Here is a 14,504-nt window from a genome sequence, read left to right as displayed (position 1 = left end):
TGGCTTTACAGCTACCAGAGCACTGCATGCATGCCTACGATGTGACGAGCGTTACCCACTCGCGCTAAACCCGAAAAATTCAAACGCTAATTGTCTTACCAATCCGCTCTGGAAACAAGGAAAATCCTGGAAAACTTTGACTAAAACCCTACTGCTAACTCGTTGTTATTCTGATGGTTTATATAAAACAACGGCAGGAAGATTCGCAACAAATTACTTTTGTTGCGAATCTTCACTGCCGTTATAATTTTCTTATCAACCGTTACACCCGGTCAGATTTTCATTATTCGCTTAACAGCTTCTCAATACCTTTACGGAACTTCGCCCCTTCTTTTAGGTTACGCAGTCCATACTTCACAAACGCCTGCATATAACCCATTTTTTTACCGCAGTCGTAGCTGTCACCTGTCATCAGCATGGCATCAACGGACTGTTTTTTCGCCAGTTCAGCAATGGCATCAGTCAGCTGAATACGTCCCCATGCACCAGGCTGAGTGCGTTCAAGTTCCGGCCAAATATCGGCAGAAAGCACATAGCGACCAACGGCCATGATGTCTGAGTCCAGCGTCTGCGGCTGATCCGGTTTTTCGATGAATTCAACAATGCGGCTGACTTTACCTTCGCGGTCCAGCGGCTCTTTGGTCTGGATGACAGAGTATTCAGAGAGGTCACCCGGCATACGTTTTGCCAGCACCTGGCTGCGGCCCGTTTCGTTGAAGCGCGCAATCATGGCAGCAAGGTTGTAGCGCAGCGGGTCGGCGCTGGCGTCGTCGATCACAACGTCTGGCAGTACCACGACAAATGGGTTGTCACCAATGGCAGGTCGCGCACACAAAATGGAGTGGCCTAAACCTAAAGGTTCGCCCTGACGCACGTTCATAATAGTCACGCCCGGCGGGCAGATAGATTGCACTTCCGCCAGCAGTTGACGCTTCACGCGCTGTTCAAGGAGAGATTCTAATTCATAAGAGGTGTCGAAGTGGTTTTCGACCGCGTTCTTGGACGCGTGAGTTACCAGGAGGATTTCTTTGATCCCTGCAGCCACAATCTCGTCAACAATGTACTGAATCATTGGCTTGTCGACGATCGGTAGCATCTCTTTGGGAATCGCCTTAGTGGCAGGCAACATATGCATCCCTAGACCCGCTACAGGAATAACTGCTTTTAAATTCGTCATTATTTCATCCACCTGTAAAATGGTTGCTGAATTATAGCTTGTTCGATTTTTTTCGCCAGCATCAATTACCCTGAATTGATTACTGAATTACTTGTGATGTTACGCCGCTTCGTTGTGGATTGCAGTAGCATTGTTCCTAAGTATGACTCCATTTTTCCAGGAATGGTCGCAAATCTACTCCCTCCGTTCCGGCAATCTAAAGTTAATCTTCTCCACATTAACAATATGGTGATTAATCCTGTCGATATCGACGGAGCTTTGCCCTTTTTCATTCACGGCATGAATATTCGTGAGTGAAAGCAGCGTTTTACGCTTTGCCATAAAAACGCCTCGAACGTCTTTGCGCATGTCAAAGTTCATGCTCAATGCGGGTCCAACTGAGGATTCCTGCATCACATTGATATTTCGCATAAAAAGGTGTTGCGGCTTGTTGTGTAACTCCAGCGACGCACGCTTCATCTCAATGTTAGTCAGCGCCACAAAGGAGACAGCATTCCCGGCGGAGATTTGAATGCCGCGCAATTTATAAGCAAGATGAGTATTATCCAGTTGAATATCATTCACCCGGAAATTCTGCGGTATCGAGAGATATTTGCCTTTAATTACCCCATAGCCGATTAACATCCCGGCACTATTAATCATTTCAATATTATCAATCACAAAGTTGTCACAACCATAAATAGCAACTGTGGCGTTATCAATACCTGCTTTCTTACTGAAATCCGGCGTGATATTACGAGCTTTGATATTACGGATAACAAAATGTTTACCATTTTCAACATGGATCAGTTGCCGACAATCCGATCCCGTGATATTCGCCACGACAAAGTTTTTCACTGCCTGGTTTTCCGGATAATTATTATCGTAGGTACTTCCCGCAAGGCCTATGCCGATGCCCCAGTTGATTTTGCCGTTGGTACAGTTAATGCGCTCAATGAGATGGTCGGATATCAAAATATCACTGTCGTTAATCGCCACGTTCCATTCAATAGCGTCGCCCTGTAAGTCGCTGAACTTACAGTTGGTGATGTTGGCACCGATTATCTGGTTATGAAATCCCTGGCGTAAGATGGCGTAATTAGCGTGGCTAACGGTCAGGTTATCGATGGTCAGGTTGTGCATGACCCGTTTGTTTTTGCCGCCGATATAAATCTGCGTTACCGGACCAAAGCCGCTCATCGCCAGCCCTTTGATGGTGCAGTCAGAGCCGCGCACATCCAGGGTGATGTTATGCATACTGCCGCTCTCCTCCCCTGTCACCTGGCTGCCGTCCTGTAAGACAAATCGCCCTCTGCCGTTGCCGCGCAGGCTTCCAAGGATGTGTAACGTTTTGCCAGGAGGAATGAAGATGCCGGTGTTGATATTGTCACAAACCAATCCGGCAGGCACGACGACCGTTTGCCCTTCGCTGAAGGCTTGTTTAAATGAGGCGATCCAGTCGTGAGGGTTGTAGTCGTTAATGTTAACGCTTTGTTGAGCGGGAATTGCACGGGCGAAAGGGGTATGGAGGAAGGCAAGCACCGAGCTTGCCGTCAGGAACGTGCGTCGGGAGAGTTTTTTAAATGGCATACGTTCTCCTCTATAAAGCCTGCAGCACGCTGGCGAGTTCTCGATTGATCACCTGCTGGTTAAAATCGTGTTCGACTTTTTCGCGAGCACGTTTGACGACCGGAGCCAGTTCGTCGGTGTCCAGTTGGCTAAACGCCGCCAGTCGTTGCGCCAGTGCGCGAGCATCGTTCTCAGGCACCAACCAGCCGGATTTATCGGCCTCCACCAGTTCAGGAATTCCGCTATGCAGAGTAGAAACCACCGGAATGCCGACCGCCATCGCTTCCATTAGCGCCACCGGAATGCCTTCCATATCGCCGTCCGCACCCGTTACCGAAGGCAGCAGGAAAACATCCGCGTCGTCTAGCATCGCTTTCACTTCGTGGCTCGGTTTAAAGCCCGGCATCTCTACCACATCTTCCAGTTGATATTGTTCGATGAGGGTGCGCAGGCGTCGTTCCCACGGGCCAATGCCGAGGATGCGATAGCGAAATGCCACGCCCTGCTCTTTCAACTGACGGCAGGCTTCAATCGCCACATGCAGGCCTTTTTTCTCGGTTAAGCGTGCGACGGAAATGATTTCCAGCGGCGTTGCAGGCGCTTTCACCGGACGCGGGCTAAAGCGCGTCATGTCCACGCCCATGCGCGATACGGCAATTTTTTCCCTCGGGCAGCCCATTTTTTGCAGCCTTCCGGCCCACAGATCGCTGATCGGTAGCATCAGGTCGCCACGGCGGAACAGTTGCTGATATTCGGGAGTGTAGTGGTTGAGCACTTCCCGACTGGAGATATCAATGCCGTGGAAGATAGTAGCGATTTTGCCGCGAATGACACCCAGTTCGCGTAGTTTTGCTGCGATTACCCCCGCAGGGCCAAAATGAGCGATAAAGACATCGGCATAAAATGGTGTTGCGACCTGGCCGCAAATGGCAGACAAAATCAGGTTCCGCGACTCAGCACCATAGCGTTTGAGGTTGAGCGCCTGCCAGGTATTTTTACGATGAATGCCGCGTAAGGTCTGGCTGGCGCGGTGGCGCAGTTTCGCCACTTTGCCCGTAGGTTCGTCCTGTAACCAGCGGGTTCTGGCAGCAAGGTTGTATTTCGTCCATGCCGCGTGGGTGTTTTGTGTGTCGCCTTTTTGCAGCGCGACAATCTCCACTTCAAAGCCCATATCAATAAACGCAGTGATTTGGTTAAGAACGAAGGTTTCCGACGACAGCGGAAATTTCAGTAAAAAGAAGCCGACCTTCATTTCGCCTCCCCAATGCGTTCAAGCACAGATTGCACCATCCGCATTCCCATCTGACGTTCGCGACTGACGGCTTCGCTAAGTCGTGCGTTCAGCGCCGGAAGCTGGCCTAAGGTATCCGCAACCATCGCTTGCAGGCTACCGTCTAATAAATGACGGATATCAATCGCCATTTCTGGTAGCCCCAGTTGTTGCATGATCCCGGCGGATTTATGTTCGTAGTTGATGGCAATCGCCGGAGTGGCAAAGTTCATCGAGATAATGGCAGAGTGCAGGCGCGTACCGACGGTGAGTTCACAGGCCCCCAGAATTTTGCCCATTTCCAGATCGTTGAGTTCATCCATCACCACGTGGTAACGGGCAGGATCGCTGATGTGCTGGCGCAGATTGAGCGCCACCATGCGGTCGTCTTTGTTATAGCTGTCGATGCCCGTACAGGTGGAGAGCGCAATCACCTGATACCCTTCATCGAGAATGCGATTGACCACCCCGGCAAAGGCTTTTTCATACGCTTGTTGGGTGGTGCCGAGACGTTTGTCGAACGGTGCCAGTTCGCGCAGGGTAATTGCCACCGTTTTCTGTTGTGCGGCAACATCCAGCCAGTGTTGAACAGCATAGCTGGCGGTGAAGTCTTCAATGTGGTGATCGACCAGCCACGCGGTATCGACGCCATGTTCAACTTTTGCAGTGGTGATATTGCTGCGTTTCATCAAATCAAGGCTGACCGATTCGCGCAGGATCAGCGCGTCGCAGTGACCAAAGACATAGTTCGCCAGTTGGTTAAATTGCTCATCCTGGAAGGGGCCGACGCTGTGACCAATCATAAACAGCGGCTTTTTCGCCATAAATGTGCAAAGCGCATGTTCAAACTGTGGCACGCCATAGAGATCGACAAAAAACGATCCGCCGACCTGAATAATGGCGTCGTAGCCTGACAGCAAGCGCACGAAGTCGGTGAATCCCTGGGCGATGGCGATATTACGCAGCTTGCCAGTGTCGGTGACGCGCGAGAGCAATACCTGGTGCTGATAGCGGCGACGGAGGACTTTTTTAACGCGCCCGACAACGCCCGCCGCGCTGTTGTGTTGTTTCATTTGCAGGAACAGCGGATCGCCCATTACCGGGCGGTTGAGCAGCCAGGAAGAACTGACCGGATAGCGGCTCATCACGTCCACTTCGGCATGTGGATTGAGGATATTGATGGCATCAAGTAAGCCACGCAGGATGGCGCTGTCGCCACGATTGCCGCAAGTGTGGTTGCCCAGAATAAGTAATTTCATTTTTTCCTCATAAATTTGATGCCAGGTGAGGCTGTGTTTGTTGTGTTCGTTGCCGTTTTTTGCCTGATGCGACGCTAACGCGTCTTATCAGGCCTACAAGATCCGAGCACAGAACCGTAGGACGGATAAGGCGTTCACGCCGCATCCGGCATTCAGTGCCTGATGCGACGCTGACGCGTCTTATCAGGCCTACAAGATCCAAGCCCAGAACCGTAGGACGGATAAGGCGTTCACGCCGCATCCGGCATTCAGTGCCTGATGCGACGCTGACGCCTCTTATCAGGCCTACAAGATCCAAGCCCAGAACCGTAGGACGGATAAGGCGTTCACGCCGCATCCGGCATTCAGTGCCTGATGCGACGCTGACGCGTCTTATCAGGCCTACAAGATCCAAGCCCAGCCCCCCAGGACGGATAAGGCGTTCACGCCGCATCCGGCATTCAGTGCCTGATGCGACGCTGACGCGTCTTATCAGGCCTACAAGATCCGAGCACAGAACCGTAGGACGGATAAGGCGTTCACGCCGCATCCGGCATTCAGTGCCTGATGCTACGCTAACGCGTCTTATCAGGCCTACAAGATCCAAGCCCAGCCCCCCAGGACGGATAAGGCGTTCACGCCGCATCCGGCAACCGTTGCCGGAACCGAAAACAACCATTCACCCCGCCCGTAAAAGCATTTTCATTTTTTCGCTGCGACAAAACTGACGCTTCACTTCCACCACCAGCGGATGGCGCGACAGCACAATCATCACCACAAACGCCAGCACGCCCGCGGCTATTTGCACCGCCAGCAGCATCCCCAGCGCCAGTTGCCCTTTCAGCACAATGCCTAGCGCAGAACTAACCACCAGCGTCGGCAGCGAGAGATAAAACGGCAGCCACAAACTCAGGATGTACTGGCGATAACTGGAACCTAGCACCGGTTTAATCATCACGAAATAGCTCAGAATGGTGTTGATAATCTGCACCAGCAGGAAGCCAAGCGTGACGCCGATTGCGCCCGCCATCTGCCCACCAATAACAATCGCCGGAATAAACAGAAAGGTTTTGAATACGTTGAATTTAAAGCTGATATCGACCCGCGCTTTCGCCATCAGCAGCGAACCTATCGGGTTACCCACGGAACGCAGCAGCCCCACAATACACAGCAATTGCAGCACCGGAATAATGCTGCTCCACTTTTCGCCAAATACCAGCGGTACAAAGTTATTCGACACCACCATTAGCCCCAGCAGCGCCGGAAAATTGATAATCCCCACCACCGACAGCAGCTTGTAGAAGTTGACGCGCAGCTTTTCGGTGTCGTCCTGAATTTTGGCAAACGCCGGAAACAACACGCGGGTGATGATTGGGTTCAGCTTCATCGGTGGCACAACGGCCACGTTGTACGCCAGGTTGTATCCCCCTGCCACGCCCGCACCGAGAATACGCGCCAGCACGAGTGTTGAAAGGTTGGTGTTGAGATAGTTGATGATGCTGTCCGCCGTCAGCCAGGCACCAAAGCGTAAGTTCGGTGCCACCGACGCCAGCGAGAAATGCAGACCGGGGCGATAAATTTTGCGGCCAAAGTAGCCAAACAGCAGCGTTCTCACCGCACTATTGACCAGATAACCGAGAATCGCGGTCATCGCCAGCGGCCAGAAATGGGCGCTAACCACCGTAAAAGTAAAGCCCGCCAGTACCGCGCTGGTTTCGATCATGCCGATTTTGTTGAACTCCAGCTCCTTTTGCATCAACGCGCGGAACTGTTGCCCGTGGGGGATCACCACAAACGCCAGCGACAATGTTTTAATCAACGGTGCCAGGTCCGGGTTATTCAACACGTCACCGATGAGATCACTCAACAAAAACACCGCCACGCACACCACGATCCCCAGCCCGACGTTCAGCCAGTACAGCGTAGTGAGTTCAAGGTGGCTGATTTCTTTTCGCTGAATAATCGAGTTAGCGATACCGAAGTCAGAAAGCGTATCTGCCAGCGCGATGATCACCAGCGACACAGTCAGCAAACCGAACTGGTGGTTATCTATAATCCGCGCCAGCACAGTCATTTGCACCAGACCGAGGCCGATGATGATCACCGTGGCAATCGCCGACCACTTCGCGCCGCTGATGGTTTTTTCACGTAAGCTCATATCAATATGCCGCTTTGTTAACGAAACCTTTGAATACCGTCAGGAAAACGATTTTGATATCGAACCAGACGCTCCATTCGCGAATGTACTCAAGGTCGAACTCGACGCGTTTTTCCATTTTCTCCAGCGTGTCGGTTTCGCCGCGCCAGCCGTTAATCTGCGCCCAGCCGGTAATGCCCGGTTTCACTTTATGGCGCAGCATGTAGCCTTCAATGAGCTGGCGATACTGTTCGTTATGCGCCACCGCATGCGGACGCGGACCGACAATCGACATCCCGCCAGTCAGCACATTGATAAACTGCGGCAATTCATCCAGCGAGGTGCGGCGCAGAAAATTCCCCACTTTGGTGACGCGCGGATCGTTCTGCGTCGCCTGGGTCACCACTTTGTCGTTCTCCATCACTTTCATCGAACGGAACTTCCACACTTTGATCGGCTTGCCATCCATGCCATAGCGAGTCTGGCGGAAAATAACCGGTCCTGGTGAACTGAGTTTTACCGCCAGCGCAATACAGCACAGCACCGGGGAGAGCAGCAGCAGAATAAGCGTCGCCAGCACAATATCTTCCGCACGTTTTAGCAGGCGGTTAACCCCGGAAAGTGGCGTGTCATACAGCGGCACCACCGGAACGCCGTTCATCTCTTCGAGACGTGAATGGAGAATGTTGAAGGTAAAGACGTCGGGGATCAGCAGCACCGAACAGGTGGTGTCCGCCAGTTGATGGACCAGTTTTTTCACTCGCGCGCCGTCGCACATTTGCATTGCGATATAGACGTTATGAATCTTGCCCGCTTTCGCATCCTCGACCAGTTGTTGCAGATTGCCCGCCCAGTCGTTAGAAACGCCACCCGGTTTCGGGTCGTGGTAAACGCCCACCACTTCAAACCCTAACCACGGCTGATTACGGAAGCTCTCCATCAGCATTTGTCCGGCGGCTAAATCCCCCGCCACCGCGACCATACGCTTGTTATAGCCATGATTACGCAGCCAGCCCGCCCCAATACGAATACATGAACGGCAAACCACCAGTCCGATGCTGGTCAGCCCATACCACGCCAGCCAGATTTTCAGTTGCGTGTCGAAATCATTATTGAACGCCACCAGTCCGGCGCTGAAAATCACGCTTAACGTCCAGTTTTGTAGCAACAGAGCAAATTCTGTCGCTGCCCGAACACCGCGCCATGAGCGATAAAAATCGGTGATGCCGCCCAGCATCTGGAACACCACCAGCGTAATCAGTGCCACCAACAGGTGCATGTAGAGGAATGACAGTCCGCTGACTTCGCAAACCAGCCATAGCCCGGCAAACATGATGGTGATATCTGAAAAGCGTTGCACCATAGAGATTAACGATGCATTGGTTTTCGCTCGCTCGCGCTTTTTTAGATTTGTCATCGTTGTTCCTGTTTTTAGCCCCTTACCCGCAGTAGGGTAAGGGAAGATCCGACATTACTCGTTCAGCAACGTCAGCAGAGTTCGCGTTCGCGCTTCCATCAGCGGCACATCACCGCGTGATTCCACATTCAACCGCACCACCGGTTCGGTGTTGGAGGAGCGCAGATTAAAGCGCCAGTCGGCAAAGGTCATGCTGATGCCATCGGTGCGATCCACCGCCAGCGCCTCACGGCTAAAGTGCTGTTCCACGCGGTTAATCGCCTCAACGGGTTGCGCCAGTTTGCTGTTGATCTCACCGCTTGCCGGGAATGCCGCCATCCGGTCGCGCACCAGTTCGCCCAGCGTTTTTCCTTTCAGGCACACCAGTTCGGCGACCAGCAGCCACGGGATCATGCCGCTGTCGCAGTAAGCGAAATCACGGAAGTAATGGTGGGCGCTCATTTCGCCACCGTAGATGGCGTCTTCCTTGCGCATACGTTCTTTAATAAAGGCGTGTCCGGTTTTCGACATTACCGGGGTGCCGCCTGCGGCAGTCACCACATCAACGGTGTTCCAGGAGAGACGTGGATCGTGGATGATCTTCGCGCCGGGATTTTTTTCGAGGAACGCTTCTGCCAGCAGGCCGACAATGTAGTAGCCCTCAATAAACTGCCCTTTTTCGTCAAACAGGAAACAGCGGTCAAAATCGCCATCAAAGGCAATGCCCATATCCGCGCCGTGTTTGATGACCGCATTGCGGGTGTCGTCGCGACATTCCGGCAGCAACGGGTTAGGAATACCGTTGGGGAAATTGCCGTCCGGCGTGTTATGCACTTTGATTAACTCCACCGGTGCGCCGAGGGCTTTAAAGCGGGCTTCAATGGCGTCCACCACCGGACCCGCTGCGCCGTTCCCGGAGTTGATCACCAGCTTGAGCGGCGTAAGGTTTTTGAAATTGATATAACCGAACAGGTGATCAACGTAAGCGTCACGCAGATTGATTTGCTGATAGCGACCGCGTTTGGTTTCATCGACGGGAGGAAAGTCGTTGGCTTCTGCCAGACGCTGGACATCGCGCAGTCCGGTATCGCCGCTGATCGGGCGAGCCCCTTCGCGCACCAGCTTCATGCCGTTGTAATCCATCGGGTTATGGCTGGCGGTAACTTCAATGCCGCCATCCACGCCGAGATGGAACGTGGCGAAATAGATTTCTTCGGTGCCGGACATGCCGATATCCAGCACGTCGACGCCCGCATCCTGTAAACCTTTCGCCAGCGCCAGTTTTAAGGTTTCGCTGGTGAGGCGGACATCACCGCCTAACACAATGGTTTTCGGTTTGAGAAATTCGCCATAGGCGCGACCAATGCGCCAGGCGATATCTTCATTCAGTTCTTCGCCTAATTTCCCGCGAATATCATAGGCTTTAAAGCAGGTTAATTTTTTCATATCGTTACCCTTTTTCAGGCAATAGTTGGCCCTGACCGAAACGGCCAATTTTGTTTTTGTCGTTATTTACATCGCGGTTTCGCATTCATTGCCTGATGCGACGCTGCCGCGTCTTATCAGGCCTACAAACCCGAACCGTAGGTCGGATAAGGCTTTCACGCCGCATCCGACAAACAGCGCCTGATGCGACGTTTACACCCGTCCGTAGCGATCCGCGAAGCGCACCACATCATCCTCTTCGAGATAAGAGCCGGAGCGCACTTCAATTAAATCGAGCGGAATTTTCCCCGGGTTTTCCAGGCAATGCGTCGCCCCCAGCGGAATATAAATGGACTCGTTTTCACCAAGCAGTTTGATATCACCGTCGATAGTGACTTTTGCCGTTCCCGCGACAACCACCCAGTGTTCCGCGCGGTGATGGTGCATCTGTACCGACAAGCCTTCGCCCGGTTTCACGGTGATGCGTTTCACCTGGTAGCGGTCGCCCGCGTCGATAGAGTCATATTTGCCCCACGGACGATACACTTCGCGATGCACCCGATGCTCATGGCGACCATCAGCTTTGATCTGCTCGACCACTTTTTTCACATCCTGCACCGCGTTACGGTCGGCAATCAGCACTGCATCTTTGGTCTGCACTACCACCAGATCTTTCACCCCGACGGTGGTGACCAGGCCAGATTCGGCATACACATAGCTGTTTTCAGTTTTGTGATTAATCACATCGCCGTGGCAAACGTTGCCCTCGGCGGTGTGGGCGCTGATCTCCCATAAAGAGGACCAGGAACCGACATCGCTCCAGCCCGCATCCATCGGCACAACAACGGCATCTGCCGTGCGTTCCATGACCGCGTAATCTACCGACTCTTCCGGACAGGCGAGAAACGCCTCTTCATCCACACGAATAAAATCGAGATCCGGATCGACGGCGCTCATCGCTTTTTCACAGGCATCGAGAATATCCGGACGATACTTTTTCAGTTCTTCGAGATAACGTCCGGCACGGAACAGGAACATACCGCTGTTCCAGTAATATTCGCCACTTGCCACATAGGCCTGCGCGGTTTCCAGATTCGGTTTTTCGACAAACTGCGCCACTTCAAAGGCCACCGTATCCTGCTCACCCGCCGACACTTCACCGCGACGAATATAGCCATATCCGGTTTCAGGTAGATCCGGCACAATGCCGAAGGTCACCAGCTTGCCCGCTTCGGCATACGGCATGGCATTACGCACGGCGGCACGGAACGCATCTTCGTCGGCAATCACATGATCCGCCGCCAGCACCAGCATTAATGGGTCGTTCTCCGGGCTATGACGTTTTGCCGCCAGCGCCGCCAGCGCAATGGCCGGTGCAGTGTTACGCCCTGCCGGTTCGAGAATAATGTTCTCGGTGAGTTTATTTAGTTGACGCAGCTGTTCCGCGACAATAAAGCGGTGCTGCTCATTGCAAATCACCACCGGGCTTTCGCACTCCACGCCGTTCAGGCGGCAGATGGTGGTTTGCAGCATGGTGAGATCGCCTTTCAGGCATAAAAACTGCTTGGGGTAAAGTACGCGGGAAAGCGGCCATAAGCGGCTACCGGAGCCACCTGCCATCACAACTGGATAGAGTTTCGACTGCGCCATAATTATCCCCGAATATCATTTATAAATTGACGTAACACGTTCTCTTTATCGAGCGTGCGTTCGGCATATTCACGTGCCACCGTGTTGTGTTTGGGCAGCAGGAGCGCCTGACGGATCCCCGCCACCAGCGCCTCGACCGATTCCGGCTCTACGCAAACCGCAATGCCCGGAAAGGTTTCGCAAAGCTGCCCCAATTCGGTGTGGGCTTTTGCGGTAATCACCGCGTTACCGCCTACCGCCAGAATATTGGTCAGTTTCGACGGCAATACGGCATCTGCCGCGCCGCGTTTTTGCACCACCAGATGGCAATCCCCCATCTTCAGCAGTGCGGGTAAAGCGTCATACGATTGCAGCGGAAAAAATTGCATGTTGCGCAGTCCACGCTGCTGCGCCATTTTTTCCAGCCGCGCTTTGCCGCCGCCCTGCCCGACAATGGCAAAAATCAGCGGTTCATCGCGCAGGCGATCGGCAGCTTCAATAACGTTTTCCAGTCCCTGCTTTTCACCAATATTGCCGGAGTAAAGAATGATTTTTTTGTTATCCGGCAGGCCAAGCTGGTTACGAAGGGCGTCAACATCGGCGTCTGCAACATGTTGAAAACGGGCGATTTCCGACCAATTGGGGAAGAAGATGACGTTTTCCGCCGCCACGCCTTTTTCGATGGCTTTATTCATCATCGAGCGCGAAATCGTGGAGACGTTATCGACGTTATGCAGTCCGCTACGTTCGAACGCCGTTGCCAGCTGTGCCACTTTGCCTTTTCCGGCAAGGCCCAGCCCCAGCATGGCGTCCACTTCGTAATCCTGAATATGCAGCACGGTACGCGCACCAGAGAGCTTCGCCAGCAGGCGCATTCCCGGCGTGCAAAACAGCGTTGGCACCACGCCGATAATGCGATCCGGCTTCCAGCGGCGTTGCGCCATCAACGGGAAAAAACTGCTGACGGCAAAACTGCCGAGATGCAACAGGCGTTTCAGGGTGCTCGGCTGTTTTGGCACGTACAGCGGGCAGCGCCACACCGTGGCGGCCCCCTCTTCCCGTTTGTACCGCCAGGCGGAATAGTTCTCGCCCACCTGCCACTGCGGGTAGTAAGGCGGCGCGGTAATGACCCGCACCTCATGACCTTGTGCTGCCAGCCATTCCACCATCTCGCCGGTGTACTTGCCGATGCCGGTTAACTCCGGCGAGTAGTTAATGCCGTAGACCAGTATTTTCATAATCCGGGTACTCCGGCACGCTTCTCAGAGAGAAAATAGGCGCGGCTGTTAGCGTGAACATTGTCACTGGCGAGCAACGCGTCCGGCGTCAGCCAGCGGTAATTGTCATGCTGCTCATCCGGCAGTAACAGCTCATCTTCCGCGACTCTGATGCGAAAACCGAGCACCACATAGTGAGTGGTAAAATCCGAGCCGGAGAAGTTATCGTCATAAAAGTGCTGCCAGACACCGTAAAACTGGCCTGCTGTTATCGGCAGACGTAGCCCCAGTTCCGCAAGCGTCAGCCGCTCAAATGCGGCCTCCAGCATTTCGTCTTTCTGCACGCGCCCTCCCGGCACAAACCAGTAACCCTGCGCCGGGCGGTTGGTTCTTTTGCCAAGCAGAAACTCGCCGCGACTGTTCTCAACAATAAAGTCGAGAGAGACAAGCGGTGTGGAGCGCACTACCGTGGCAAAGTCTTCCTGACGTAAAAACATCATTACCCCCGAAAGCGGTCTTGATTCTCAAGGAACCACTGGTAAGTGCTGGCAAGCCCCGCTTCCAGTGAGATTTCGTGATACCAGCCAAGCTGATGCAGCCGCGTCACATCCAGCAGTTTGCGCGGCGTGCCATCCGGTTTGCTGGCATCAAAAACAACCCGACCTTTGTAACCCACCACTTTGGCGATGGTTTGCGCCAGCTCACGGATAGTGCAGTCAACGCCCGTGCCGACGTTAATGTGCGACAGCATCGGCCGGGTGTTCTCCTGCCAGACTTCGTGCGCCAGCTCCATGACATGAATGCTCGCCGCCGCCATATCATCAACGTGTAGAAATTCGCGCATCGGCGTACCGCTGCCCCACACCACCACGTCCGGCGCATTCTGTGCCGTCGCCTCATGGAAGCGACGCAGCAATGCTGGGATCACATGCGAATTACTCGGGTGGAAGTTGTCGTGTGGCCCGTACAGGTTGGTTGGCATGACTGAGCGGTAATCCCGTCCGTACTGGCGGTTGTAAGATTCACACAGTTTGATCCCGGCGATTTTGGCAATGGCATAAGGCTCGTTGGTCGGCTCCAGCGTGCCCTGCAACAACTCGCTTTCTACCATCGGCTGTTTTGCCAGTTTCGGGTAGATGCAGGACGATCCGAGAAACAGCAGTTTGTTCACGTCGTTCTGATGCGCGGCTTGAATGATATTGCTCTCAATCATCATGTTCTGGTAGATGAAATCTGCCGGATACGTGTTGTTGGCAACAATACCGCCCACTTTCGCCGCCGCCAGATAGACCTGGTCAATGCTTTCGCTGGCAAAGAAATCATGCACCGCGCGGCTGTCCAGCAGGTTCAGTTCATCGCGGGTGCGTAATACCAGCTCCACATCACCGCGCTGTTCAAGCTGCCGCCTGATGGCGGAACCGACCATCCCGCGATGGCCAGCGATAAAAATGCGTTGTTTACTCATGC

General features: G+C 53.5%; 11 protein-coding genes. All 11 read right to left on the bottom strand.

Features of this window, described 5'->3' with window-relative positions; genetic code table 11:
* Window positions 1-283: 283 nt before the first annotated feature.
* The gene (gene galF, locus ACJHYO_RS14745) at window positions 284-1,177 is read right to left on the bottom strand and encodes a UTP--glucose-1-phosphate uridylyltransferase GalF (RefSeq protein WP_000183060.1); all 894 of its coding nucleotides are present in this window, start codon (window positions 1,175-1,177) and stop codon (window positions 284-286) included.
* A gap of 174 nt (window positions 1,178-1,351) precedes the next feature.
* On the bottom strand, window positions 1,352-2,746 hold the full coding sequence (wcaM, locus tag ACJHYO_RS14740; RefSeq protein WP_001116063.1) for a colanic acid biosynthesis protein WcaM: 1,395 nt from the start codon (window positions 2,744-2,746) through the stop codon (window positions 1,352-1,354).
* Window positions 2,747-2,756: 10 nt separating this feature from the next.
* Complete coding sequence (wcaL, locus tag ACJHYO_RS14735) at window positions 2,757-3,977, bottom strand: colanic acid biosynthesis glycosyltransferase WcaL (protein WP_085455424.1); 1,221 nt, start codon at window positions 3,975-3,977, stop codon at window positions 2,757-2,759.
* Window positions 3,974-5,254, bottom strand: coding sequence for a colanic acid biosynthesis pyruvyl transferase WcaK (gene wcaK, locus ACJHYO_RS14730; protein WP_000770786.1), 1,281 nt, complete (start codon window positions 5,252-5,254; stop codon window positions 3,974-3,976). The genes wcaL and wcaK overlap by 4 nt, the downstream gene beginning before the upstream one ends.
* A 658-nt stretch (window positions 5,255-5,912) precedes the next feature.
* The gene (wzxC, locus tag ACJHYO_RS14725) at window positions 5,913-7,391 is read right to left on the bottom strand and encodes a colanic acid undecaprenyl disphosphate flippase WzxC (protein WP_000058442.1); all 1,479 of its coding nucleotides are present in this window, start codon (window positions 7,389-7,391) and stop codon (window positions 5,913-5,915) included.
* 1 nt (window position 7,392) lies between these two features.
* On the bottom strand, window positions 7,393-8,787 hold the full coding sequence (wcaJ, locus tag ACJHYO_RS14720) for an undecaprenyl-phosphate glucose phosphotransferase (RefSeq protein ID WP_085455425.1): 1,395 nt from the start codon (window positions 8,785-8,787) through the stop codon (window positions 7,393-7,395).
* A gap of 54 nt (window positions 8,788-8,841) precedes the next feature.
* Window positions 8,842-10,212, bottom strand: coding sequence for a colanic acid biosynthesis phosphomannomutase CpsG (gene cpsG / locus ACJHYO_RS14715; RefSeq protein ID WP_001546024.1), 1,371 nt, complete (start codon window positions 10,210-10,212; stop codon window positions 8,842-8,844).
* A 192-nt stretch (window positions 10,213-10,404) separates the two neighbouring features.
* Window positions 10,405-11,841, bottom strand: coding sequence for a mannose-1-phosphate guanyltransferase (gene cpsB / locus ACJHYO_RS14710; RefSeq protein ID WP_000079263.1), 1,437 nt, complete (start codon window positions 11,839-11,841; stop codon window positions 10,405-10,407).
* Window positions 11,842-11,843: 2 nt separating this feature from the next.
* Window positions 11,844-13,058 (bottom strand): colanic acid biosynthesis fucosyltransferase WcaI, encoded by a 1,215-nt coding sequence (gene wcaI / locus ACJHYO_RS14705; protein ID WP_410232498.1) that lies wholly within the window; start codon window positions 13,056-13,058, stop codon window positions 11,844-11,846.
* Window positions 13,055-13,534, bottom strand: a complete 480-nt coding sequence (locus ACJHYO_RS14700; protein ID WP_020244959.1) for a GDP-mannose mannosyl hydrolase — start codon at window positions 13,532-13,534, stop codon at window positions 13,055-13,057. Before ACJHYO_RS14700 ends, wcaI begins: the two co-directional genes overlap by 4 nt.
* Before the next feature lie 2 nt (window positions 13,535-13,536).
* On the bottom strand, window positions 13,537-14,502 hold the full coding sequence (fcl, locus tag ACJHYO_RS14695) for a GDP-L-fucose synthase (RefSeq protein WP_000043622.1): 966 nt from the start codon (window positions 14,500-14,502) through the stop codon (window positions 13,537-13,539).
* Window positions 14,503-14,504 lie beyond the last annotated feature (2 nt).

The sequence above is a fragment of the Escherichia sp. WS1118 genome (assembly GCF_046487695.1).
In the GTDB taxonomy this organism is placed as follows: domain Bacteria; phylum Pseudomonadota; class Gammaproteobacteria; order Enterobacterales; family Enterobacteriaceae; genus Escherichia; species Escherichia coli.
This window is presented reverse-complemented; position numbering and strand designations above follow the sequence as displayed.

What these genes read in the sequence shown, in the direction of transcription:
- wzxC (WP_000058442.1), bottom strand. Translation starts at nt 7,391, where the DNA reads ATGAGCTTACGTGAAAAAACCATCAGCGGCGCGAAGTGGTCGGCGATT.
- cpsB (WP_000079263.1), bottom strand. Translation starts at nt 11,841, where the DNA reads ATGGCGCAGTCGAAACTCTATCCAGTTGTGATGGCAGGTGGCTCCGGT.
- wcaL (WP_085455424.1), bottom strand. Translation starts at nt 3,977, where the DNA reads ATGAAGGTCGGCTTCTTTTTACTGAAATTTCCGCTGTCGTCGGAAACC.
- wcaJ (WP_085455425.1), bottom strand. Translation starts at nt 8,787, where the DNA reads ATGACAAATCTAAAAAAGCGCGAGCGAGCGAAAACCAATGCATCGTTA.
- wcaI (WP_410232498.1), bottom strand. Translation starts at nt 13,058, where the DNA reads ATGAAAATACTGGTCTACGGCATTAACTACTCGCCGGAGTTAACCGGC.
- wcaM (WP_001116063.1), bottom strand. Translation starts at nt 2,746, where the DNA reads ATGCCATTTAAAAAACTCTCCCGACGCACGTTCCTGACGGCAAGCTCG.
- galF (WP_000183060.1), bottom strand. Translation starts at nt 1,177, where the DNA reads ATGACGAATTTAAAAGCAGTTATTCCTGTAGCGGGTCTAGGGATGCAT.
- cpsG (WP_001546024.1), bottom strand. Translation starts at nt 10,212, where the DNA reads ATGAAAAAATTAACCTGCTTTAAAGCCTATGATATTCGCGGGAAATTA.
- fcl (WP_000043622.1), bottom strand. Translation starts at nt 14,502, where the DNA reads ATGAGTAAACAACGCATTTTTATCGCTGGCCATCGCGGGATGGTCGGT.
- ACJHYO_RS14700 (WP_020244959.1), bottom strand. Translation starts at nt 13,534, where the DNA reads ATGTTTTTACGTCAGGAAGACTTTGCCACGGTAGTGCGCTCCACACCG.
- wcaK (WP_000770786.1), bottom strand. Translation starts at nt 5,254, where the DNA reads ATGAAATTACTTATTCTGGGCAACCACACTTGCGGCAATCGTGGCGAC.